This window comes from Pseudomonas cerasi, assembly GCF_027983475.1.
Classification (GTDB): Bacteria; Pseudomonadota; Gammaproteobacteria; order Pseudomonadales; family Pseudomonadaceae; genus Aquipseudomonas; species Aquipseudomonas cerasi.
In genome coordinates this window covers 154,596-176,330 of record NZ_JAQJVM010000005.1, presented here as the reverse complement: position 1 = coordinate 176,330, position 21,735 = coordinate 154,596, and the positions used below count along the sequence as shown (strand labels likewise).

At 60.0% G+C, this 21,735-nt stretch carries 23 protein-coding genes; 12 read left to right on the top strand and 11 right to left on the bottom strand.

The window, feature by feature from the left end:
- Nucleotides 1-17 precede the first annotated feature (17 nt).
- From PI739_RS24700 to PI739_RS24675, 6 genes are all read right to left on the bottom strand, one after another.
- Nucleotides 18-434, bottom strand: coding sequence for a DUF6691 family protein (locus PI739_RS24700; RefSeq protein ID WP_003371057.1), 417 nt, complete (start codon nucleotides 432-434; stop codon nucleotides 18-20).
- Nucleotides 435-436: 2 nt separating this feature from the next.
- On the bottom strand, nucleotides 437-871 hold the full coding sequence (locus PI739_RS24695) for a YeeE/YedE family protein (RefSeq protein WP_054082191.1): 435 nt from the start codon (nucleotides 869-871) through the stop codon (nucleotides 437-439).
- Nucleotides 872-1,094: 223 nt separating this feature from the next.
- The gene (locus PI739_RS24690; RefSeq protein WP_248695894.1) at nucleotides 1,095-1,514 is read right to left on the bottom strand and encodes a hypothetical protein; all 420 of its coding nucleotides are present in this window, start codon (nucleotides 1,512-1,514) and stop codon (nucleotides 1,095-1,097) included.
- A 148-nt stretch (nucleotides 1,515-1,662) separates the two neighbouring features.
- A complete protein-coding gene (locus PI739_RS24685; RefSeq protein ID WP_032609808.1) occupies nucleotides 1,663-2,091 on the bottom strand; it encodes a hypothetical protein in 429 nt (142 codons plus the stop codon).
- Nucleotides 2,066-3,235, bottom strand: coding sequence for a polymorphic toxin type 44 domain-containing protein (locus PI739_RS24680; RefSeq protein WP_271352236.1), 1,170 nt, complete (start codon nucleotides 3,233-3,235; stop codon nucleotides 2,066-2,068). Before PI739_RS24680 ends, PI739_RS24685 begins: the two co-directional genes overlap by 26 nt.
- A 235-nt stretch (nucleotides 3,236-3,470) precedes the next feature.
- Entirely contained in the window at nucleotides 3,471-4,418 is a 948-nt protein-coding gene (locus PI739_RS24675) for a LysR family transcriptional regulator (RefSeq protein WP_058396809.1), read from the bottom strand.
- 158 nt (nucleotides 4,419-4,576) lie between these two features.
- Between PI739_RS24675 and PI739_RS24670 the strand changes: the two genes are divergently transcribed.
- The 3 genes from PI739_RS24670 (at nucleotide 4,577) to ggt (ending at nucleotide 8,957) form a co-directional block, all read left to right on the top strand.
- Nucleotides 4,577-6,103 carry a CoA-acylating methylmalonate-semialdehyde dehydrogenase gene (locus tag PI739_RS24670; RefSeq protein WP_003435572.1) on the top strand — a complete coding sequence of 509 codons (1,527 nt, stop codon included), beginning with the start codon at nucleotides 4,577-4,579 and terminating at the stop codon, nucleotides 6,101-6,103.
- Nucleotides 6,104-6,136: 33 nt separating this feature from the next.
- Complete coding sequence (gene mmsB / locus PI739_RS24665) at nucleotides 6,137-7,024, top strand: 3-hydroxyisobutyrate dehydrogenase (protein ID WP_003435574.1); 888 nt, start codon at nucleotides 6,137-6,139, stop codon at nucleotides 7,022-7,024.
- 205 nt (nucleotides 7,025-7,229) lie between these two features.
- Nucleotides 7,230-8,957 carry a gamma-glutamyltransferase gene (ggt, locus tag PI739_RS24660; RefSeq protein WP_003435590.1) on the top strand — a complete coding sequence of 576 codons (1,728 nt, stop codon included), beginning with the start codon at nucleotides 7,230-7,232 and terminating at the stop codon, nucleotides 8,955-8,957.
- 67 nt (nucleotides 8,958-9,024) lie between these two features.
- Here the strand turns inward: ggt and phnE are convergent, their stop codons facing one another.
- Genes phnE through PI739_RS24640 form a run of 4 tightly spaced genes read right to left on the bottom strand, consistent with a single transcriptional unit; the run spans nucleotide 9,025 to nucleotide 12,255 of the window.
- Nucleotides 9,025-9,792, bottom strand: coding sequence for a phosphonate ABC transporter, permease protein PhnE (phnE, locus tag PI739_RS24655; RefSeq protein WP_003371074.1), 768 nt, complete (start codon nucleotides 9,790-9,792; stop codon nucleotides 9,025-9,027).
- Nucleotides 9,789-10,616: a PhnE/PtxC family ABC transporter permease gene (locus PI739_RS24650; RefSeq protein ID WP_003435592.1), complete on the bottom strand. Its 828-nt coding sequence runs from the start codon at nucleotides 10,614-10,616 to the stop codon at nucleotides 9,789-9,791. The genes phnE and PI739_RS24650 overlap by 4 nt, the downstream gene beginning before the upstream one ends.
- Nucleotides 10,610-11,407, bottom strand: coding sequence for a phosphonate ABC transporter ATP-binding protein (locus tag PI739_RS24645; protein ID WP_271352235.1), 798 nt, complete (start codon nucleotides 11,405-11,407; stop codon nucleotides 10,610-10,612). Before PI739_RS24645 ends, PI739_RS24650 begins: the two co-directional genes overlap by 7 nt.
- Nucleotides 11,404-12,255, bottom strand: a complete 852-nt coding sequence (locus tag PI739_RS24640; RefSeq protein WP_271352234.1) for a putative selenate ABC transporter substrate-binding protein — start codon at nucleotides 12,253-12,255, stop codon at nucleotides 11,404-11,406. Before PI739_RS24640 ends, PI739_RS24645 begins: the two co-directional genes overlap by 4 nt.
- Before the next feature lie 234 nt (nucleotides 12,256-12,489).
- Here PI739_RS24640 and selD point away from each other — a divergent pair, with 234 nt between their 5' ends.
- The 5 genes from selD (at nucleotide 12,490) to PI739_RS24615 (ending at nucleotide 17,160) form a co-directional block, all read left to right on the top strand.
- Entirely contained in the window at nucleotides 12,490-13,524 is a 1,035-nt protein-coding gene (gene selD / locus PI739_RS24635; RefSeq protein ID WP_060708646.1) for a selenide, water dikinase SelD, read from the top strand.
- Entirely contained in the window at nucleotides 13,524-14,624 is a 1,101-nt protein-coding gene (gene mnmH, locus PI739_RS24630) for a tRNA 2-selenouridine(34) synthase MnmH (RefSeq protein WP_003435603.1), read from the top strand. The genes selD and mnmH overlap by 1 nt, the downstream gene beginning before the upstream one ends.
- Before the next feature lie 33 nt (nucleotides 14,625-14,657).
- Complete coding sequence (locus PI739_RS24625) at nucleotides 14,658-15,422, top strand: sulfite exporter TauE/SafE family protein (RefSeq protein WP_271352232.1); 765 nt, start codon at nucleotides 14,658-14,660, stop codon at nucleotides 15,420-15,422.
- Between the two features lie 195 nt (nucleotides 15,423-15,617).
- Entirely contained in the window at nucleotides 15,618-16,205 is a 588-nt protein-coding gene (locus PI739_RS24620; RefSeq protein WP_003371089.1) for an NADPH:quinone oxidoreductase MdaB, read from the top strand.
- A gap of 58 nt (nucleotides 16,206-16,263) precedes the next feature.
- The gene (locus tag PI739_RS24615; RefSeq protein ID WP_099266487.1) at nucleotides 16,264-17,160 is read left to right on the top strand and encodes a LysR family transcriptional regulator; all 897 of its coding nucleotides are present in this window, start codon (nucleotides 16,264-16,266) and stop codon (nucleotides 17,158-17,160) included.
- Nucleotides 17,161-17,249: 89 nt separating this feature from the next.
- Here the strand turns inward: PI739_RS24615 and PI739_RS24610 are convergent, their stop codons facing one another.
- Nucleotides 17,250-18,218 (bottom strand): polyprenyl synthetase family protein, encoded by a 969-nt coding sequence (locus PI739_RS24610; RefSeq protein ID WP_003344609.1) that lies wholly within the window; start codon nucleotides 18,216-18,218, stop codon nucleotides 17,250-17,252.
- 239 nt (nucleotides 18,219-18,457) lie between these two features.
- Here PI739_RS24610 and rplU point away from each other — a divergent pair, with 239 nt between their 5' ends.
- The 4 genes from rplU to proB all read left to right on the top strand — a co-directional run bounded on the left by rplU (nucleotide 18,458) and on the right by proB (nucleotide 21,725).
- Entirely contained in the window at nucleotides 18,458-18,769 is a 312-nt protein-coding gene (rplU, locus tag PI739_RS24605; protein ID WP_002551971.1) for a 50S ribosomal protein L21, read from the top strand.
- A gap of 32 nt (nucleotides 18,770-18,801) precedes the next feature.
- Entirely contained in the window at nucleotides 18,802-19,077 is a 276-nt protein-coding gene (gene rpmA, locus PI739_RS24600; RefSeq protein ID WP_002551972.1) for a 50S ribosomal protein L27, read from the top strand.
- A gap of 216 nt (nucleotides 19,078-19,293) precedes the next feature.
- Entirely contained in the window at nucleotides 19,294-20,517 is a 1,224-nt protein-coding gene (gene cgtA / locus PI739_RS24595; RefSeq protein ID WP_003435611.1) for an Obg family GTPase CgtA, read from the top strand.
- Between the two features lie 89 nt (nucleotides 20,518-20,606).
- Entirely contained in the window at nucleotides 20,607-21,725 is a 1,119-nt protein-coding gene (proB, locus tag PI739_RS24590; RefSeq protein ID WP_003318792.1) for a glutamate 5-kinase, read from the top strand.
- Nucleotides 21,726-21,735: the final 10 nt, after the last annotated feature.

The following is a 21,735-nucleotide window of genomic DNA, read 5'->3' as shown; positions in this document are numbered from 1 at the left end:
CCGCAACAACCTGAGAGTTACGTGCGTCGTTTCTCGAGAGCGGAAAACAGGTACATACCGGCCAGTAAGGCTAATAGGAATATGAGGATTTTCCAGTGTCCTGTAAGCAGAGTGGCGACCGCTGGCCCAGGGCAGATTCCCGCAATGCCCCAGCCAATCCCGAACACCAGGCTGCCAACGATCAAGCGGGCGTCCAGCTGGGTTTTCACCGGGAGTTGCATACGGGCACCCAGCAAGGATTGCCTGTTCCTGCGCGCCCAGTTCAGGGGGACGACCGCCACCGAGATAGCACCTGCCATTACCAGAGCAAGCGATGGATCCCACGTTCCGCTTACATCAAGAAAAGCCAATACCTTGGCAGGGTTTGCCATGCCAGCCAAAAGCAGACCAAAGCCAAATATCAAGCCTGCAAAAAATGCGGTCACCTTGAGCATCTTCAGACCCCTAGTACATGGCGACTGACGTATACCGTCGCAAATCCGGTAGCCATAAAGCATAGCGTCGCCACGATGGAGCGAGGAGACAAGCGGGATATCCCGCACACACCATGACCACTCGTACAGCCCGAACCGTAACGGGTACCCACGCCAACGAGCAGGCCCGCGATGACCAGAGCGGGCCATTCTGAATTAATCTCTATCTCCGGCAACGCTGTGAACGCCGCCCACAATAATGGCGAAATCAACAGGCCAAGCAGGAACAGCGCCTTCTCGCCCCAGCCTTCACTGCCCAATTGCAAAAAGCCCCCCAACACGCCGCTGATGCCGGCAATACGACCATTCGCGAGAACGAACAAGCTGACGGCCAGCCCTATCAAGGCTCCTCCGCATAATGACGTCCAGGGTGTGAAGTTGATCCAATCAATGCTCATTTCGTATTTCCTGCACAAAGGGGGGCCTGTGGGGGGGGGGGCGTTGACTGGTAAAGCACTATCACCGGCATGATAACCATCTGCCCGGGTGGGTTGCGCGGCTGCTGTGCGAGAGTTAATGGAGGAGTCAGCTATCGGCTCGGCCTACCAAGGCAGCCATGGGAGTATCTTCTGTGTTTACTCATTGGCTGTGCCGAGTTTGACGTGGCGCGGGTAGCACGCCTCAGGGCTGGAAGGGGTCTGCTCGCCCAGGACACTGTTTCAGACGAGCAATGACCTCAGGCGCCGTTTTCGCCGTGTCGATCCTGCCGATATCATCAAGATAGATGTCTATCGTACTTCCCCATTTAGGCGTGATGTCGATGCACCGCTTGAAACCCTTATCGGTCCACCAATCGAACATCATGAAGAAGTCCTTATCAGGGAATATGTAGCTGAACTCAACGGCTGAGCCGCCGTGCCTGATATCGCCCCTGTGGATTCTGTCCTGAGTGTTCCACACGTATCGAAACTCCTCCTTGCTATTCGGAGAAAAATTGACGGCTACGACCGGCGAGGAAAAATACCAAAAAGCCACAGGAAGGATGCCGAGTAGAAGAAACATCCAGCGGCCATATCGGATCCTGGGTTTATGGACAGGCATGTATTTGGACCCCTTTACCCCATGGCTGGGGCGGTACTGCAAGCATTTCGTCCATGACCATCTTTGCAGTGACGCTTCCTTTAGGATGTCGTCCGCGTTCTGCTTGGGTGCTGTGATGGGTTTACTTTGGTAGTGCTGGTAGGGCACCTTAGGACCGAAAAGGGTCAGGTTCCCCGGCACACTGTTTTAAACGAGCGATAACATCATGGTCAGTCGCAGCAGTGTCGATTCGACCTTTATCATCAAGGTAAATTTCTATCATCCGCCCCCATTTCGGTGTTACGTAGAAACACCTCTGAAATCCCTTGTCGGTCCACCAATCGAACCTCATGAAGAAATCTTTATCAGGGAAGATTTGGCCCCACTCGACCGCTGAGCCGCCACCTGCGGGCATGTCACCCTTATAGATTTGATGCTGAGTGTTCCAGATGTATCGAAACTCTTCCTTTCCTTCATGAGAAAAATTTACTGCCACGACTGGAGAAGCTAAGTACCAAAAAGCGATAGGGCCGACCAAAAGGCCAACAAGCAGCCAACGGCCATGCCCGGTTTTAGTTTTGCTTGCATTTGTGTTCACGGATGCCTTTTCCCCATGCTCCAGGTGCTACTGCAAGAACTTCCTTCATTACCATTTGTGCCGTAATTCCACCGGTGGGGTTTTGGCTGAACAGCTTGATCCCAATGCTAATCGAAATCCGGTCTGGGGCGTCGTCCCATGCACGGAGTCCATCAATGTCGGCCGAGCGATTAGGCCCCGGAAGTTTTCTTTCCTCTTTCGGTTTCTGTAGGACCTCGACTGCTTTCCTGAGTGTGTCTGAAACGATCTGCTCAGCACCTGCGCCATCCAAACGGATGCTTTCGGAAAGCCCACCAACTCGCCCGACGTATCCATAGTGAATGTTCGACCAGATGTCATAGAAGTAATCGTAATCGCCCTGTTTGTGGTAGACGACGCCATCGTATTTCGCGGCGAGTATCGGTTTGTGGTCCCACGGGCGATTCTGACCAACACGTTCTGCCCAGATAGCAAAAGCCTTTGCTTGCATACCGGCCGCCATGCTGTAGAAATCCGGGCCGGGACCAAGGCGCAAGTAAAATGGAAGCGCCTCATACTCCTTCATCTTTGCCGCCGCATCGAAGCTATTGAGGTCTCTCATCTGACGAACTTCTGGACTATTGATGTTGGCGTTCATCTCTCCAGCAATATAAGTCGCCAGCTCTTCCATCCTGTCAGGGTGTTTGCAAACAACAGGTTCCGCTTTTGACTCAGGCTGCGCATCTGACTTCTCACCAGCGGCCTCAGGGCCTACCAAAGCGTTCGCCGCCAAGGCTTTCTCCGTGAGCTTCGGGTCAGCCAGCAAGGTCGCCATCTTCTCGTCGTCCACGGAACCGTCTGGCCGGAAGGCCCCCAGCACCATGAAGTTAATAAGGGGCGCGCCACCAGCGTCGCCCATGACGAAGCCGCCACCCACATTGCCTGAGCCCGTGATGATTGTCCCGCCGTGACTGGTGGGGCTTCCTAGGTGGGCCATAGGACGGCCATTCACCAGAATGGAAGGAAAGCCTGTAGTGATGACCGCGCCACACCCGCAGGTATCCCCCACACGTGCCGCGCCCATGCCGTTGATGTTGACGTCATCGGATGCAGAAGCGATAGGCGTTGTACCGTGCCCCGGTAATGGGCAGGCTTGCTTGTCGCCCAATCGGGCTGAAGAAATCATTGCATCCTGTCCCTGCGTTTTGATCCGTAAACAACCAGCGTTTAGTTGACGCGTGGGAGGCTACCGGAAGCGCAAAAAGCGGTATGTAGGGGAAATCTTAGTTTTGCGAAGGACCTTGAGAACCTGATCTAAAAGTCGGGGTCACCTCAATGGGAGCGGACCAGCATCAGTATGACAAACCGCCAACTCCGGTCTGCCCCGCGACTATAAGGCCACCTGATCCCTCGAAAATCTGTCATTGAAGGAAGCGAATAGCGCGGTTTTCCCCCAACAGAAACCCCTTATTCAACTCCGTCACCTCCCGAATGTAATCCCACAGCAACGTGATCCGCTTCAACTTGCGCAGATCCTCCCGGCAATACATCCAGAATTGACGAGTGATGTTCACCTCCTCCCTCAGCACCGGCAGCAGCCGTGGGTCTTGGGCAGCGAGGAAGCATGGCAGGATCGCCAGTGCGCGGCCCTGCAGGGCGGCGGTGTATTGGGCGATGACGCTGGTGCTGCGCAGCCGTGCCTGGGCGTTGGGCAGCAGGTTGCTCATGTACAGCAGCTCGGAGCTGAACGCCAAGTCGTCGACGTAGCTGATGAAGACGTGCTCGCTCAGGTCCGCTTTGTGTTCGATGGGCGAGTGGTTGTCGAGGTAGGCCTGGGTGGCGTACAGACCCAGGCTGTAATCGCAGAGTTTGCAACACACGTAAGGACCGTGTTCGGGGCGCTCCAGGGCGATGACGATATCCGCCTCGCGCTTAGACAGGCTGATGAAGTGCGGCAGCGGCAGGATGTCCAGCGAAATGCTCGGGTAGCTGTCGAGAAAGTGGCTCAGTTGCGGGGTGATGAAGAAGCTGCCGAAGCCTTCGGTGCAGCCCATGCGCACATGCCCTGATAGCGCGACGCTGGACCCGGAAACCTGTTCGCAAGCCATGTGCAGTGTGCTTTCGATGGACTCGGCATAACCCAGCAGGCGCTGACCTTCGGCGGTCATGATGAAGCCGTTGGTGCGCGATTTCTCGAAAAGCAGTGTGCCCAGTGAGGTTTCCAGCGAGTTGATGCGCCGCGACACGGTGGTGTAGTCAACGCCCAGACGCCGGGCCGCGCTGCTGACTTTTCGGGTGCGTGCCACCTCAAGGAAAAACTTCAGGTCATCCCAGTTCAACAGCCCCAGGGAGGTGATGTTTTTTTGCATGTTGACCCTGCTTTTATCTTCGTTCTTGTTAGAAGTTTGCACATCTATACTCCAAAGCACGCCCCCTGACCAATTCAAAAACAAGACTGCCGGGAGGCCACGCTCATCCTTCTGCACAAGCTGTGGATGCGTGGTTTGCTGAAGGGAGAATCGCTGAAATGAATGCCTCACTGAACCACACGACGACCTCGATTGCTCGCGTGAAACTGCTGATCAACGGCGAGTGGACCGACTCGCAAAGCAGCGAATGGCAAGACATCGTCAATCCCGCCACTCAGGAAATCCTCGCCCAGGTGCCATTCGCCACGGCCAGTGAAGTGGACGCCGCTGTCGCCGCTGCTCACGCGGCCTATCGAACCTGGCGTGAAACACCCATTGGTGTGCGTATGCGCATCATGCTCAAGTTGCAGGCGCTGATCCGCGAGCACTCCAGGCGCATCGCGGCGGTACTCAGTGCCGAGCAGGGCAAGACGCTGGCCGATGCCGAGGGCGATATTTTTCGGGGCCTGGAAGTGGTCGAGCACGCCTGTTCGATCGGCACGCTGCAAATGGGCGAGTTTGCCGAGAACGTCGCCAGTGGCGTTGACACCTATACCCTGCGCCAGCCGATCGGTGTGTGCGCCGGGATCACGCCGTTCAACTTCCCGGCGATGATTCCGCTGTGGATGTTTCCGATGGCGATCGCCTGCGGCAATACATTCGTGCTCAAGCCTTCCGAGCAGGATCCGCTGTCGACCCTGTTGCTGGTCGAGCTGGCGATCGAGGCGGGGGTGCCGCCCGGTGTGCTCAACGTGGTGCATGGTGGCAAGGAGGTGGTGAACGCGATCTGCACGCACAAGGACATCAAGGCTGTTTCCTTCGTCGGTTCAACGGCGGTCGGCACGCATGTCTACGATCTGGCCGGTCGGCATGGCAAGCGGGTGCAGGCAATGATGGGTGCGAAGAATCATGCCGTGGTGCTACCCGATGCCAACCGTGAGCAAACGCTGAACGCGCTGGTGGGCGCGGGTTTCGGTGCGGCGGGTCAGCGTTGCATGGCGACTTCTGTGGTGGTGCTGGTCGGCGCGTCTAGACAGTGGCTGCCCGACCTCAAGGCACGGGCGCAGACTCTCAAGGTCAATGCCGGTAAGGAGCCGGGCACTGACATCGGGCCGGTGATTTCACGACGGGCCAAACAACGCATTCTGGATCTGATCGAGAGCGGCGTGCGTGAAGGCGCGACGCTGGAACTGGATGGTCGGGAGGTTTCGGTTCCGGGTTACGAGGGCGGCAACTTCGTGGGGCCGACCTTGTTCTCGGGCGTCACCACCGACATGCAGATTTACACCCAGGAGATTTTCGGGCCGGTGCTGGTGGTGCTGGAGGTCGATACCCTCGATGAGGCTATCGCGCTGGTCAACGCCAACCCGTTCGGCAACGGCACCGGGCTGTTCACCCAGAGTGGTGCGGCGGCACGCAAGTTTCAAAGCGAGATCGATGTCGGGCAGGTCGGGATCAATATTCCGATTCCCGTGCCGGTGCCGTTTTTCAGTTTTACCGGCTCGCGGGGTTCCAAACTGGGCGATCTGGGCCCGTACGGCAAACAGGTGGTGCAGTTCTACACGCAGACCAAGACCGTCACCAGCCGCTGGTTCGATGACGACAGCGTCAACGATGGCGTGAACACCACGATCAATCTGCGCTGAGCGCTGGCGGTCAATTCGCCCGGGAGAACAACCATGAACATCGCATTTATCGGTCTGGGCAATATGGGCGCGCCCATGGCCCGCAACCTGATCAGAGCCGGTCACGCCTTGCAGGTGTTCGACCTCAACAAGAGCGTACTGGCTGAGTTCGCCGAGCTGGGCGCACAGGTCAGTGACTCACCCGCACAGGCGGCTCAGGGCAGTGAGCTGGTCATCACCATGCTGCCCGCAGCGGCACATGTGCGCAGCGTGTACCTGAGCGACGACGGCGTGCTGAAAGGCATCGCACGAGGCGTCCCGGCGGTTGATTGCAGCACCATCGACCCGCAGACCATCCGCGACATCGCCGCTGTCGCTGCGCAGCAAGGCGTGGTGTTGGGCGATGCGCCGGTGTCGGGCGGCACCGGTGGGGCGCAGGCCGGGACCCTGACCTTCATGGTCGGAGGCTCTGCCGGGCATTTCGCCGTGCTCAAACCGGTGCTGGAACAGATGGGCCGCAACATCGTGCATTGTGGTGACGTGGGCACCGGCCAGATTGCCAAGATCTGCAACAACATGCTGCTGGCGATTTCCATGATCGGCGTGGCCGAGTCTATGGCGCTGGGCAATGCACTGGGTATCGATACCCAAGTGCTGGCCGGCATCATCAATACCTCGACCGGTCGTTGCTGGAGTTCGGAGGCCTACAACCCGTGGCCCGGCATCGTCGAAACCGCTCCCGCGTCGCGCGGTTACAGCGGTGGCTTTGGTGCCGAGTTGATGCTCAAGGACCTGGGCCTTGCAACCGAGGCCGCGCGCGCTGCGCATCAACCGGTCATCCTCGGCGCAGTGGCGCAACAGCTGTACCAGGCCATGAGCCTGCGCGGTGATGGCGGCAAGGACTTCTCGGCGATCATTGAGGGGTATCGCCCGAAAGCCTAGGCGTCACCCGTGTCGGGAATCAGTGGGGCGTTGCTGTGTATCCGGTTTTTACATTAGGAAAACGTGGCAGAACCGGCTACTTTGGACCCCGTCAGATCAGCGCAGGGATGCTCGGTACGCTTCGATGAGAAGTGCCGCATCCTCGCCTGGAGGCTGGCGCTTCACTCATCAAACGTCCCTGACCCAGAAAAAGAAGAGATCGACCATGAAGTTCGAACCCCTCGCCAGATCGTTGATCGCGACGGCACTGATTGTCGCGTATTCCCCCACATTCGCGGCGTCACAAGCGCCGGTCGCTGCCGAAAACGGCATGGTCGTGACGGCTCAGCACCTGGCTACCCACGTGGGTGTCGATGTACTCAAGGCTGGCGGCAATGCGGTCGATGCGGCCGTAGCGGTCGGCTACGCGCTGGCGGTGGTCTATCCCGCTGCCGGCAACCTCGGCGGCGGTGGTTTCATGACCATTCAGCTGGCCGACGGGCGCAAGACCTTCCTCGACTTCCGTGAAAAGGCACCGCTGGCCGCGACTGCCAACATGTACCTGGATAAGGACGGCAAGGTCATCCCTGATCTGAGTGCCAAGGGCCATCTGGCCGTCGGCGTGCCTGGCACCGTCTCCGGTATGGAAATGGCCCTGAGCAAGTACGGTACCCGCAAGCGTGAGGAAGTCATCGCTCCGGCGATCAAGCTCGCCGAGGAAGGTTTTGTGCTGGGTCAGGGCGATGTCGACATGCTGTCGAGCGCCACGGATGTATTCAAGGCGGACATGGCCGATTCCGGTTCGATCTTCCTCGACAAGGGCGAACCGATGCAGGTCGGTCAGAAACTGGTGCAGAAAGACCTGGCCAAGACCCTCAAGGAAGTCTCCGAGAAGGGCAGCGACGGTTTCTACAAGGGCTGGGTTGCCAAGGCGCTGGTCGATTCCAGCCAGGCCGGCAAGGGCATCATTACCCAGGCGGACCTCGACCATTACAAGACCCGCGAGCTGGCACCGGTCGAATGTGATTACCGTGGCTACCATGTGGTCTCGGCACCGCCTCCGAGCTCCGGCGGTGTGGTCATCTGCCAGATTCTGAACATCCTCGAAGGCTACCCGATGAAAGAGCTGGGCTTCCGCTCGGCGCAGGGCATGCATTATCAGATCGAGGCCATGCGTCACGCCTACGCAGACCGCAACAGCTACCTGGGCGACCCGGACTTCGTCAAGAATCCGGTCGAGCACCTGCTGGACGTCAAGTATGCCGCCAAGCTGCGCGCAGCCATCGATCCGCAAAAGGCCGGTGACTCGAACAAGATCAAACCCGGCGTCGCGCCCCATGAAGGCAGCAACACCACCCACTATTCGATTGTCGATAAATGGGGCAATGCGGTTTCGGTAACCTACACCCTGAACAACTGGTTCGGCGCGGGCGTCATGGCCAGCAAGACCGGCGTGATCCTCAACGATGAAATGGATGACTTCACCGTCAAGGTCGGCGTACCCAACATGTACGGACTGGTGCAGGGCGAAGCCAACGCCATCGCGCCGGGCAAGACGCCGCTGTCGTCGATGAGCCCGACCATTGTCACCAAGGACGGCAAGGCTGTGATGGTCGTCGGCACGCCGGGCGGCAGCCGCATCATTACCGCCACGCTGCTGACCATGCTCAACGTCATCGACTACGGCATGAACATTCAGGAAGCGGTGGATGCGCCGCGCTTCCACCAGCAATGGCAGCCTGAGGAAACCAACATCGATACCTTCGCGGTCAGCCCTGACACGCTGAAGATACTTCAGAGCTGGGGTCAAAAGTTCGCAGGTCCGCAGCCGCTCAATCATGTGGCGGCGATTCTGGTGGGCGCGCCTTCGCTGGGTGGCAAACCGGTCGGTAACAACCGCTTCTACGGTGCCAACGACCCGCGTCGCAACACCGGGTTGTCGCTCGGCTACTGAGTCACGCTGCTAATCGCGCCACGGCCCTGAGCTTCAGGGTCGTGGCGTTTTGCGTTCTAAGGTCTGCTCAGTTACGCACCCAACGCTGCCTGCTCCAACCGCTCAAAGCGTCGACGGCCAACACCAGTATCAGCATCGCCAGAATCACGGTACTGGCCTGCGCTTCCTGAAACAGGCTGAGGCTGACATACAGCATTTGCCCCAGACCGCCCGCGCCGACAAAGCCCAGCACGCTGGCCATGCGAATGTTGTTCTCCCAGCGATACAGCGTATACGCCAGCAGCTGTGGCCAGAGGTTGGGCAGGGTGCCGTAGCTGAACGCCTGCCAGGCGCTGCCGCCCTGCAGACGAATCGCTGCAGCGGGTTGCGGCGCGGTATTTTCCAGCGCCTCGGCAAACAGACGGCCCAGAACGCCCGTGGTGTGCAGTGCCAGCGCCAGCGTGCCGGCATTGGGGCCGAGCCCGGCAGCCAGCACCATCAACACGGCCCACACCAGTTCCGGAATGGCGCGCAGCGCATTGAGCAGCAGGCGGCTCAGGCTGCGCAGGAACCAGCCGAAGCGTCCGGCCGCGGGCAGTGCCAGGAGCAGACCTGCAATGGCGGCCAGCAATGTGCCGAGTGCAGACATGGCGAGGGTTTCCAGGGTGCCCTGGCCGATTGCCTGCAGATGAGGGGCGCTCAGGTCCGGGCTCATGAAGCGCAGCGCGTAACGGCCCATCTGCGTCAGGTTGTCGTGGCTGCCCAGGGTGAACAGGTCGAGGCCGAGGTACACAAACGATGCGATCACTGCCGCAATCATCGTCAGCACCAGCAGCAGATTGCCTGCGCGCTTCATGTGAACTGCCTGCGCAGCAAGCGGCTGAGCTGGTCGGCGAGCAGCACCAGCAGCAGGAAGGTCAGCAGCATGCTCGCCACTTCGTCACCGGCGAACATGCGCATCGACAGGTCGATCTGCTGACCCAGTCCGCCTGCGCCGACGAAACCCATGACCACCGAAGCGCGCACGGCGCACTCCCAGCGGTACACAGTGTAGGACGTCAATTCGGCGGCCGCGTTGGGCAGGATGCCGTAAGCCAGCGCGGCCAGGCGACCGCTGCCTGCCTGGAGCAGCGCGTGGGCCGGGCGTTGGTCCACCGATTCGAAAATCTCCGCGTACACCTTGCCGAGCATGCCCGCATAGGTGATGGCGATGGCCAGCACGCCGGCCGTCGGGCCCAGGCCGACCGCGCGCACGAACAGCAGCGCCCAGACGATTTCCGGCACGCTGCGCAGGAAGATCAATACTCCGCGTGTCGGCCAGCGCAGGCATTGGCCGAGCCAGCCGGGGCGGCCTCCGTGTGAGGCGGCCGACAACGACAGCGCTTTGCTGGCGAGCAGGCTTGCCGGAACGGCCAGCAGCAAGGCAAGGGCAATGCCGGCCGTCGCGATCGCCAGGGTTTGCAGCGTCGCATCCAGCAGCAGCCCGAGGAATTCCGCAGAGTGCGCCACCGGCCAGAACCCGGAGAGAAAGCTGCCCATCGTCCGCGCATTATCGGCTTGCAGCAGTACCAGCGGATTCAGTTCGGCCAGACGAATGCCCGGCCAGAGCAGGGCGACCGCCAGCAACGTCAGCAACAGGCGTGGCGTTGCCGCCGGGTCGCGCTGATCCCGACTCAGCATCGTGGCGTCCAGCGTATTTCAGCCGCATCCGAAACCGCCTGAGGGCTGAGTTGTTCGTTGGCATACAGCGTGTCGAGATGCTCCCGGCCGACCTCGCTGGCGGCAAGGTCGAAGTGAATTCGCCCGTCACGCACCCCGATGACCCGCGGAAAGTGTGCCAGCGCCAGTTCCACCGCATGCAGGCTGGCGACCAGCGTCACGTTGTGCTCGATGGCGTGCTGACACAGCAGCGCCAGGGTGTGATCGGCGAGGCGCGGGTCCATCGCCGAAACCGGCTCGTCGGCCAGCAGCAGTTCGGGTTGTTGATACAGGGCGCGGGCAATGCCGACACGTTGCAGCTGTCCGCCGGACAACTGCTGGCAACGCTCGAACAATTTGTCTGCCAGGTCCAGACGTGCCAATACCTCGCGGGTGCCGCTGATGTCGAGGGGATGCAGCAGGTTCAGCAGGCTTTTGCCCAGCCCCCACTGACCAAGCCTGCCCGCCGACACCGCAGTGACCACCCGTTGGCGCGCTGGCAACGGCGGTGCCTGATGAATCAGCGCAATGCGGCTGCGCAGGCGCTGGCGTCGTGTGCTGGAGAGCTGCCAGGGATCAGTCCCCAGCACCTGCAGTTGCCCGGCACTGGGCGGCAGAGCGCTGGCCAGCAGGTTGAGCAGCGTGGTCTTGCCCGCACCGGATGGCCCGATGATCGCCACCCGCTCGCCGCGATCAATGCTCAGGTCCAGGCCGCGCAACGCCAGTGTGCCGTCGCTATGGCGCAGCTCGATGTCGGACAGACGCAAGGTCATTTCAGCAGGTCGGCAGCGCGTGCGGCTTCTTCGATGCCTTTGTAGTTCTCGGGCTTGGTCTCGATGAAGCGGCTGGCGGCCTGAAGGTCGAGGATCGCCTTCTGCTCCGGGTTGGCCGGGTCGAGGTCGAGGAAGGCCTGTTTGATCTTCGCTGCCAGTGCCGGGTCGAGGCTGCCGCGCACGGTCCAGTTGTAGTCGAAATAAGCCGGTGTGGTCTGGAAGACATGAACCTTGTTGGTGTCGACCTTGCCGCTGGCGACCAGTTTGTCCCAGACGCTGGCATTGAGCACGCCTGCATCGACCTTGCCCGCCTGAACCCACGCTGCGGTTGCGTCATGCGCACTGGAATAGGCGACGCGGCTGAAGAACGTTTCCGGTTTGATGTTTTCCTTGAGCATGAAATAACGCGGCATCAGGCTGCCGGATGTCGATGACACCGAGCCGAAGGCAAACGTCTTGCCCTTGAGGTCCGCCAGGGTTTTCACGTCCGGATCGGAGGTGATGAATTTGCTGGTGAATTTGGCGTCCTGCTCACGCTGTACCAGTGGCACCGCATTACCGGTCTTGAGGTTGACCTGAACGAAGGTGAAGCCGCCCAGCCAGGCCATGTCGAGCCGGTCAGTGGCCAGCGCTTCGACCACTGCCGGGTAATCCGCGACTGGAACGAACTCGACTTTCATGCCCAGCCGTTGCTCCAGATAAGCACCCAGCGGCTTGAACTTGCGCAGCAGTTCGGTGGGCGCTTCGTCGGGAATGGCCGAGACGCGCAGGGTGTCGGCAGCGTGGCTGGTCAGGGCGGAGAAGGACAGGGCAAGGCCGGCGGCGAGCGCCAGGGTACGCTTGAGCATGGAGGTTCTCCGGTTCAATAGCGGAAAAGGATAACGTGACGCCCGCCAGCACGAGCAGGCGGCGCTTCACAGGATTCGGTGGTGATGCGCGGGGATTATAAGAGGCATGGCGAGAAAGGCCAGTTCGGCAGATTCATCGCCCGAATGCACGATCGGCGCACGACGCGGTTTGCGCTGATAAGGGAACAGCCCCTAGACTCCACAGCCTGTTTCCCGGTAACCGAGAGTGTCGCAATGAATGAGCCAATCCGCCTGACCCAGTACAGTCATGGAGCAGGGTGTGGCTGCAAGATTTCCCCCAAGGTGCTGGACGTGATCCTCGCTGGCAGCGGCGCTCAGAACCTCGACCCCAGACTCTGGGTTGGCAATGCCTCGCGTGATGACGCAGCGGTCTATGCGCTGGATGACGAGCGCGGCGTGGTCTCGACCACGGACTTCTTCATGCCCATCGTCGATGACCCGTTCGACTTCGGCCGTATCGCCGCGACCAATGCCATTAGCGATATCTATGCGATGGGCGGCGATCCGCTGATGGCCATCGCCATCCTCGGCTGGCCGGTCAATATCCTCCCGCCAGAAGTGGCGCGTGAAGTCATTCGCGGTGGTCGTGCCGTCTGCGACGCTGCCGGTATTCCGCTGGCGGGCGGGCACTCCATCGACGCGCCGGAGCCGATCTTCGGTCTGGCGGTGACCGGCGTGGTGCAGAAAAAGCACATGAAACGCAACGACACTGCCTTGGCGGGGAGCACCTTGTACCTGACCAAGCCCCTGGGCATCGGCATCCTCACCACCGCCGAGAAGAAATCCAGGTTGCGCGATGAAGACATCGGTCTGGCGCGTGACTGGATGTGTACCCTGAACAAGCCGGGCAGCCGTTTCGGCAAGCTCGACGGAGTGCAGGCCATGACCGATGTCACCGGCTTCGGCCTGCTCGGGCATCTGGTTGAAATGGCGGACGGCGCAGGTCTGACCGCGCGTCTGGACTACGCTGCTGTACCGCGTCTGCCCGGCGTCGAGCATTACATTGCCGAGGGCTGTGTGCCGGGCGGCACATTGCGCAATTTTGAAAGTTACGGCGACAGGATCGGCACACTGACCGACGCCCAGCGTGACCTTTTGTGTGACCCGCAGACAAGCGGCGGTCTGCTGGTCGCGGTCAGCCCTGAAGGTGAAGCCGAGTTTCTGATCGTGGCCGCCGAACTGGGTCTGCTGCTCAACCCTATCGGCACCCTGCACGAGCGACAGACCCACGCCGTCGAGGTGTTCTGATGGCCGACAACAGCAGCGACTACCGCGCGTTGTTTCTCAACGACGTGCCGATGATGGACGCTCGTGCTCCGGTGGAGTTTTCCAAGGGGGCTTTTCCTGGTGTGATCAACCTGCCGCTGATGAATGACATCGAGCGGCAGAAGGTCGGCACCTGCTACAAGCAACACGGCCAGGACGCCGCTATCCAGCTTGGGCATCAATTGGTCTGTGGTCAGGTCAAGGATGAACGCGTCAATGCGTGGGTCGAGTTCGCCAAGGCCAATCCGGATGGCTACCTGTATTGCTTTCGCGGCGGGCTGCGCTCGCAGACGGTACAGCGCTGGCTGAAGGATGCCGGGGTCGACTACCCACGGGTTCTTGGCGGCTACAAGGCGATGCGCACGTTCCTGCTGGATACCCTGCACGAGGCGGTGAGCGAATGCGAAATCGTCGTGCTTGGCGGAATGACCGGCACGGGCAAGACCGAAGTGTTGACGCAACTGCGCAACAGCCTGGACCTGGAAGGCATCGCCAACCACCGCGGCTCCAGCTTCGGCAAGCGTGCCACCGGGCAACCGGCGCAGATCGACTTCGAGAACCGGCTGGCCATCGACCTGCTCAAGAAGCGCGCAGCCGGTATCGAACAATTCGTTGTGGAAGATGAAAGCCGTCTGGTCGGTAGTTGCAACGTGCCGCTGGAACTGCACCAGGCGATGCAGGGCTGCGCGATGGTCTGGCTGGAAGACAGCTTCGAGAATCGCGTCGAGCGGATTCTCGATGATTACGTGATCAACCTCTGCGCAGAGTTCATCACCGTCAAGGGCGAAGAGCAAGGCTTTGGCCTGTTCGCCGAGCGTCTGTTGCAAAGCCTGAACAACATTCACAAACGCCTCGGTGGCGAGCGTCACCAGCGACTGTCGGGCCTTATGCAGGCGGCGCTGGAAGAACAGCAGCGCAGCGGTGCGGTTGATCTGCACCGTGGCTGGATCGAAGGGCTGCTCGGCGAGTACTACGACCCGATGTACGCTTACCAGCGCGAACACAAGGCGGCGCGTATCGAATTCGCAGGTGATCAAGCGCAAGTGCTGGCCTACCTGCGCGAGCGCTCAGTAAAAGGTTAAGCCTCGACCTCTATCCATCTGGCAAGGGACGCCATGCACTCGATTCTCGATTTCTATCAAACGCTGGGCTGGGGCCTTTCGGCTCTGGTGATCGGCACCTTTCTGCTGGCCGGAACGGTCAAGGGTGTCATCGGCCTGGGCTTGCCCACGGTGGCAATGGGGTTGCTGGGACTGGCCATGCTGCCGGCGCAGGCTGCGGCGTTACTGATCATCCCGTCGACGTTCACCAATGTCTGGCAACTGGCGACGGGTGGCAATCTGCGGCCTTTGCTGAAGCGGCTATGGCCGATGCTGAGCATGATTTTCATCGGCACTCTGGCCGGGGCGTTCTGGCTGGGCATGAGTGGCGGTCATTCTATGACCCGCGCGTTGGGTGGCGCGTTGTTTCTCTACGCACTGAGCGGGCTGTTTTTGCCGACCTTCAGGGTTGCTGCCGCCGCCGAGCGCTGGCTGGGCCCGCTGTGCGGTTTGATCACCGGGGTTATCGCTTCGGCCACCGGGGTATTCGTGATTCCCGTGGTGCCTTATCTGCAGGCTCTGGGGCTTGAGCGCGACCAGTTGGTCCAGGCGCTGGGGTTGTCCTTCACCGCCTCGACGCTGGCGCTGGCGGCGGGTCTGTCGTGGAACGGCACGCTGGGCGGCGCGGAACTGGGCGCATCCACGCTGGCGCTGATTCCGGCCCTGTTGGGCATGCTGCTGGGGCAGTGGCTGCGTCAGCGAATCAGCGCGGTACTGTTCAAGCGTGTGTTCTTCATCGGCATGGGGCTGTTGGGGCTGCATCTGCTGATAAAGGGTTGAGCCTGATGGGGTAAACCCTTTAGCTGTTCACGCATTTCGGTCAATAGTCTTCCTGTCATTCGTGACTGTGAAGCAAGAGTATTTTGCCCTTTGCTGTCTTACTCATGGACGCACATCTCTTTACTCTCGGCTCATCCATTAATCACCTCCACCTCAGCCTCAAGACGGGCGGGGTCGGGTTGCGAGAGATCAGCCATGAAAAAAGTATTGTTCCTCAACGGCGGTAAACAGTTTGCGCACTCGGAAGGCCGCTATAACGCGACCCTGCACGAGGCGGGCGTAGCGTTCATGGACCGTGCCGGTTTCGATGTGAAGCAAACCTTCATTGACGGCGGCTACGACGTGGCCGAGGAAGTGCAGAAATTTCTCTGGGCCGATGTCATCGTCTGGCAGATGCCTGGCTGGTGGATGGGGGCGCCCTGGACCGTCAAGAAATACATCGATGAAGTGTTCACCGAGGGCCACGGCAGCCTGTATGCCAATGACGGCCGTACGCGTTCGGATGCATCGCAGACATACGGCAGCGGCGGCTTGCTGCATGGCAAACAGTACATGATTTCGGCAACCTGGAATGCGCCACAGAAAGCCTTCGACGACCCGTCCGACTTCTTCGAAGCCAAAGGTGTCGATGCGGTCTACTTCCCGTTTCACAAGGCCAACGAGTTTTTGGGCATGACAGGCCTGCCGACGTTTCTGGCAGTGGACGTAATGAAAATGCCCAATGTCGAAGCAGACGTGCAGCGTTACCAGGCTCATCTGGCCAAGGTGTTTGCTGCGCAGTGAGCGCAACCTTTGCACTGAACAGCGTTAATATCCCCTGAGTGTTGAGCAGGGGACAACAATGAAAGCCCGATCCGATGAGTTACAGGTGTTTGTCTCGGTTATCGAAAGCGGTTCGATCTCCGCCGCAGCCGAGAAAATGGGCCAGACGCCCTCAGGCGTCAGCCGCACCCTGTCGCGTCTGGAAGCCAAGCTGGAAACCACGCTGATCAACCGCACTACGCGGCGCATGGACCTGACCGAGGAGGGCAAGTTCTTTCTGGAGCGTGCGCGTCACATCCTTGAGCAGATGGAAAGCCTCGAAGAACGACTCTCCTCCTCCAGGCAGACGCCCGCCGGGCGCTTGCGTATCAACGCCGCGTCACCGTTCATGCTGCATTCCATCGTGCCGCACGTGGCAGAGTTTCGTCAGCGTTATCCGCATATCGAGCTGGAGCTCAACAGCGATGACTGGTTCATCGACCTGCTTGAGCAAAGCACGGATATCGCCATCCGCATCGGTGCGCTGTCCGACTCGACCCTGCATGCCCGCTCACTGGGCAGTTGCCTGCTGAATATCGTGGCCAGCCCGGCTTACCTGCAGCGCCACGGCAGTCCCAAAACTGCAGAAGAGCTGGCGCAGCACGTGCTGTTGGGGTTCACCCATGTAGAGGTCCTCAATCAGTGGCCGTTACGCCATGCCGGGGGCGATCGCCTGCCGATCAAGCCCTCCATCTCGGCATCCAGCGGCGACACCTTGCGTCACCTTGTGCTAGAGGGCGTGGGCATCGCCTGCCTGTCCGATTTCATGACTTGTGATGACCTGCGCGAGGGGCGGATGGTCTGTCTGTTGAAGGAGGCCAACAGCGGCTATCGTCAGCCGATCCATGCGGTGTATTACCGCAACTCTCGACTGGCACTGAGGATTCAGTGCTTTCTGGATTTCATGCAGGAGAAGCTTGAGGACTACGCGCGCTGAGGTCTTGAGTGCGTGTCCGGCTATTAATTGGCTTTCACCCGGGCAACAAAAAGCCCGTCACGCTGGACGGGCTTTTTACCGGGCGACTGTCAATGCGTGCGGGCGACTGCAAACTCGCTTAGTTCGACCAGTGCGTCGCGGTACTCGCTGGGCGGCAGTGCGTCCAGGCAGGCAATGGCACGGGCCGCGTAGTCTCGGGCGAGCTGTGCGGTGTAATCGAGGGCACCGGCGCTTTCCACTGCGTTGCGGATGCTTTCCAGATCTTCCAGGCCACCTTTCTGGATCGCCTGACGAACCAGTGCGGCCTGTTCCGGGCTGCCTTCACGCATGGTGTAGATCAGCGGCAGGGTCGGTTTGCCTTCGGCGAGGTCGTCACCGACGTTCTTGCCCAGTGTCTCGGCATCGCCACGGTAGTCCAGCAGGTCATCCACCAACTGGAAGGCCACACCCAGATGATCGCCGAACGTGCGCAGTGCTTCGCTCTGTTCCTGGGGGGCGTTGCACAGGGCCGCGGCGCTGTGCGTCGAGGCTTCGAACAGCATGGCCGTCTTGCCGCGAATCACTTCCATGTAGGTTTCTTCGGTGGTGCTGGCGTCACGAATCTTCGAGAGCTGCAACACTTCGCCTTCGGCGATGATGCGGGTTGCCTTGGACAGAATCTTCATGACCTCCATCGAGCCCAGTTCGACCATCATTTCGAACGAGCGCGAATAAAGGAAGTCGCCCACCAATACGCTGGGCGCATTGCCCCAGAGCGCGTTGGCAGTGGAACGACCGCGACGCATGCCGGACATGTCGACAACGTCGTCATGCAGCAGGGTAGCGGTGTGCAGGAATTCGATGGTGGCGGCGAGCAGGCGAACGTCATCGCCTTCGCGACCCAGTGCCTTGCCACACAGCAGCACCAGCAACGGGCGCAGGCGCTTGCCACCTGCCGACGTGATGTAATCACCGATTTTCGAGACCAGCGGTACGCGCGACGTCAGTTGCTTTTTGATGATAAGGTCAACGGCACTAAAGTCGTCCGCCACCGCGCGGTAGAAGGCTTGGGGTTGCATCAGCGACACGTGCTCCGGATAGGTTGCGCCGCATGCTAGGTCGCGGGGTAGAGCGTGTCAAGGTATGACGAGGCGCCTCTTGCAACGCGCGAATGCCTTGCGTACAATCGCGCACCCTAACTTTCCTGGGCAGCACCTGCCTTACGCAATGCAAACGGGCCGTTCCAGCCCCATGCAGCCATGCCAGCCGATACTCTTCTTATAAAGAGCTGGGTGAGCAGGATTTTCGGAGAAATACCATGTACGCAGTAATTGTTACCGGTGGCAAGCAGTACAAAGTCGCCCCAGGTGAATACCTGAAAATTGAAAAGCTGGAAATCGCTACTGGCGAATCCGTCACGTTTGACCGCGTTCTGCTGGTTGGCAATGGCGACGACGTCAATATCGGTGCTCCAGTTGTTGCTGGCGCTACCGTTGTGGCTGAAGTGGTTTCGCAAGGTCGTCACGATAAGGTTCGTATCATCAAGTTCCGTCGTCGTAAGCACCACATGAAGCGTATGGGCCACCGCCAGTGGTACACCGAGATCAAAATTACAGGTATTCAGGCTTAATTCAGCCTAATCCTCAACTGGAGAATTGACTCATGGCTCACAAAAAAGCTGGTGGTAGTACCCGTAACGGGCGCGACTCAGAAGCCAAACGCCTTGGCGTGAAGATGTATGGCGGCCAGGCTATCATCCCTGGCAACATCATCGTGCGTCAGCGCGGCACCCAATTCCACGCTGGCTACGGCGTTGGCATGGGTAAAGATCACACCCTGTTCGCGAAAGTGGAAGGCGTGATCAAGTTTCAAGTCAAGGGCGCCTTCGGTCGCCGCTACGTGAGCATCGTTCCGAAGACTGAAGTCTCCGCAGCGTAATCACGCAGTAGCTTAAGAGCCCTGTCTTGCGACGGGGCTTTTTTGTTTGTAGAGGTAGAGAGGCAGGTGAGTCTCTTGCAAAACTGTTTGTGCGGGCTGTTGTGATGTTGACCCGTGGGGTCGCTGGTTTCTGATCGGTATCGCAACGCTCATTTTTGCAAGAGTCTTATGTAATTTATGTGGTTCTGCTCGTCCCTGTGGCGGGAGGCGTGCGTTATGAAATTTGTAGATGAAGTTTCCATTCGAGTAAAAGCCGGTGACGGCGGCAACGGTTGCATGAGCTTCCGTCGCGAAAAATTCATTGAGAACGGTGGTCCCAACGGTGGTGATGGTGGTGATGGCGGCTCGATCTTCATGGTCGCCGACGTCAACCTGAACACGCTGGTCGACTACCGTTACACCCGTCACTTCGACGCCGAGCGCGGCTCCAACGGTGGCAGTGCCGACTGCACCGGTCGCAAGGGTGAAGAGCTGGTGCTGCGTGTGCCGGTCGGGACCACCATCATTGACGCTACTACTCAGGAAATCATCGGTGACCTGACCAAGGATGGTCAGCGCCTGATGGTTGCCCAGGGTGGCTGGCACGGTCTGGGTAACACCCGATTCAAGTCCAGTACCAACCGCGCTCCGCGCCAGACCACACCGGGCAAGCCGGGTGATCAGCGTGATCTCAAGCTCGAGCTGAAAGTGCTGGCCGACGTCGGTCTGCTGGGCCTGCCCAATGCGGGCAAGAGCACCTTCATCCGTTCGGTGTCTGCGGCCAAGCCAAAGGTTGCCGACTATCCGTTCACCACGCTGGTGCCGAACCTCGGCGTGGTCAGTGTCGATCGCTGGAAAAGCTTTGTGGTTGCTGACATTCCAGGTCTGATCGAGGGTGCATCCGACGGCGCAGGCCTGGGGATTCGCTTCCTCAAGCACCTGGCGCGTACTCGTCTGTTGCTGCACCTCGTCGATATGGCGCCGCTGGATGAAAGCAGTGCTCCGGATGCTGCAGAAGTGATCGTCAACGAACTGGAGAAATTCAGCCCGTCGCTGGCCGAGCGTGATCGCTGGCTGGTGCTGAACAAGTGCGATCAGATTCTTGAAGAAGAGCAGGAGGCGCGCAAGCAGGAAATCGTCGATCGTCTGGAGTGGACCGGCCCTGTTTACGTGATCTCGGCAATTGCCAAAGAAGGCACCGAGCAGCTGACTCGCGACATCATGCGTTACCTCGAAGAGCGCAGCCAGCGTATCGCCGAAGAGCCTGGTTACGCTGAAGAGCTGGCCGAGCTCGATCAGCGCATCGAAGATGAAGCCCGTGCCCAGTTGCAGGCACTGGACGATCAGCGTGCCCTCCGTCGCAGTGGCGTGAAGAGCATTCATGACATCGGTGACGATGACTGGGATGAGGAAGACGTGGACGATGAAGACGGTCCGGAAATCATTTACGTCCGTGACTGATCGCTTGAAGTAAACTTGAACGCCGCTACGATTGTTAGCGGCGTTTTTGTATCCCGAATTTGAAAATCTCTGGCTAGGGTTGGAAGAAGATGCGCAGCAAAGTGACGGGCGCCCAGCGCTGGGTTGTGAAGATTGGCAGTGCCTTGCTGACGGCTGATGGCAAGGGCCTGGATCGCAACGCCATGGGTGTTTGGGTGGAGCAGATGGTGGCGCTGCACGAGGCGGGTGTCGAGCTGGTACTGGTGTCTTCCGGGGCGGTGGCTGCCGGCATGAGCCGTCTTGGCTGGACGGCCCGACCCAGTGCCATGCATGAGCTTCAGGCTGCTGCGGCCATCGGTCAGATGGGCTTGGTGCAAGCGTGGGAATCGAGCTTTGCCGAGCATGGCCGGCATACCGCGCAGATCCTTCTGACCCACGATGACCTGTCGGACCGCAAGCGCTACCTGAATGCCCGCAGCACCCTGCGCACGCTGGTCGAGCTTGGGGTTGTGCCGGTCATCAACGAAAACGACACGGTGGTTACCGACGAAATCCGTTTTGGCGATAACGACACGCTGGCTGCGCTGGTTGCCAATCTGGTCGAGGCTGATCTGTTGGTCATCCTGACCGACCGTGATGGCATGTTCGATGCCGACCCGCGCAACAACCCGGAGGCGCAGCTGATCTACGAAGCGCGTGCCGATGATCCGGCGCTGGATGCAGTGGCGGGTGGTACGGGCGGTGCGCTGGGTCGCGGCGGCATGCAGACCAAGCTGCGTGCGGCGCGTCTGGCGGCGCGTTCCGGTGCGCATACTGTCATCGTCGGTGGGCGCATCGAGCGCGTTCTGGCGCGACTCAAGGGTGGCGAGCGGTTGGGTACGCTGCTGTCCCCTGAGCGTGGCATGCTCGCAGCGCGCAAGCAGTGGCTGGCAGGGCATCTGCAGACCCGCGGTACGCTGGTGCTGGATGATGGCGCGGTTGCGGCGCTGGCCAAGGATCAGAAAAGCCTGCTGCCGGTGGGTGTCAAACTGGTCCAGGGCAGCTTCCGGCGTGGCGAGATGGTGGTATGCGTCGCCCCGGACGGTCGCGAGATCGCTCGTGGCCTGAGTAACTACAGTGCCATCGAAGCCCAGAAAATCATTGGTCACTCTTCCGAATCCATCGTGCGCGAGCTGGGCTACATGGCCGAGCCCGAGCTGATTCATCGGGATAACCTGATCCTCGTCTGACTCAAGGCTG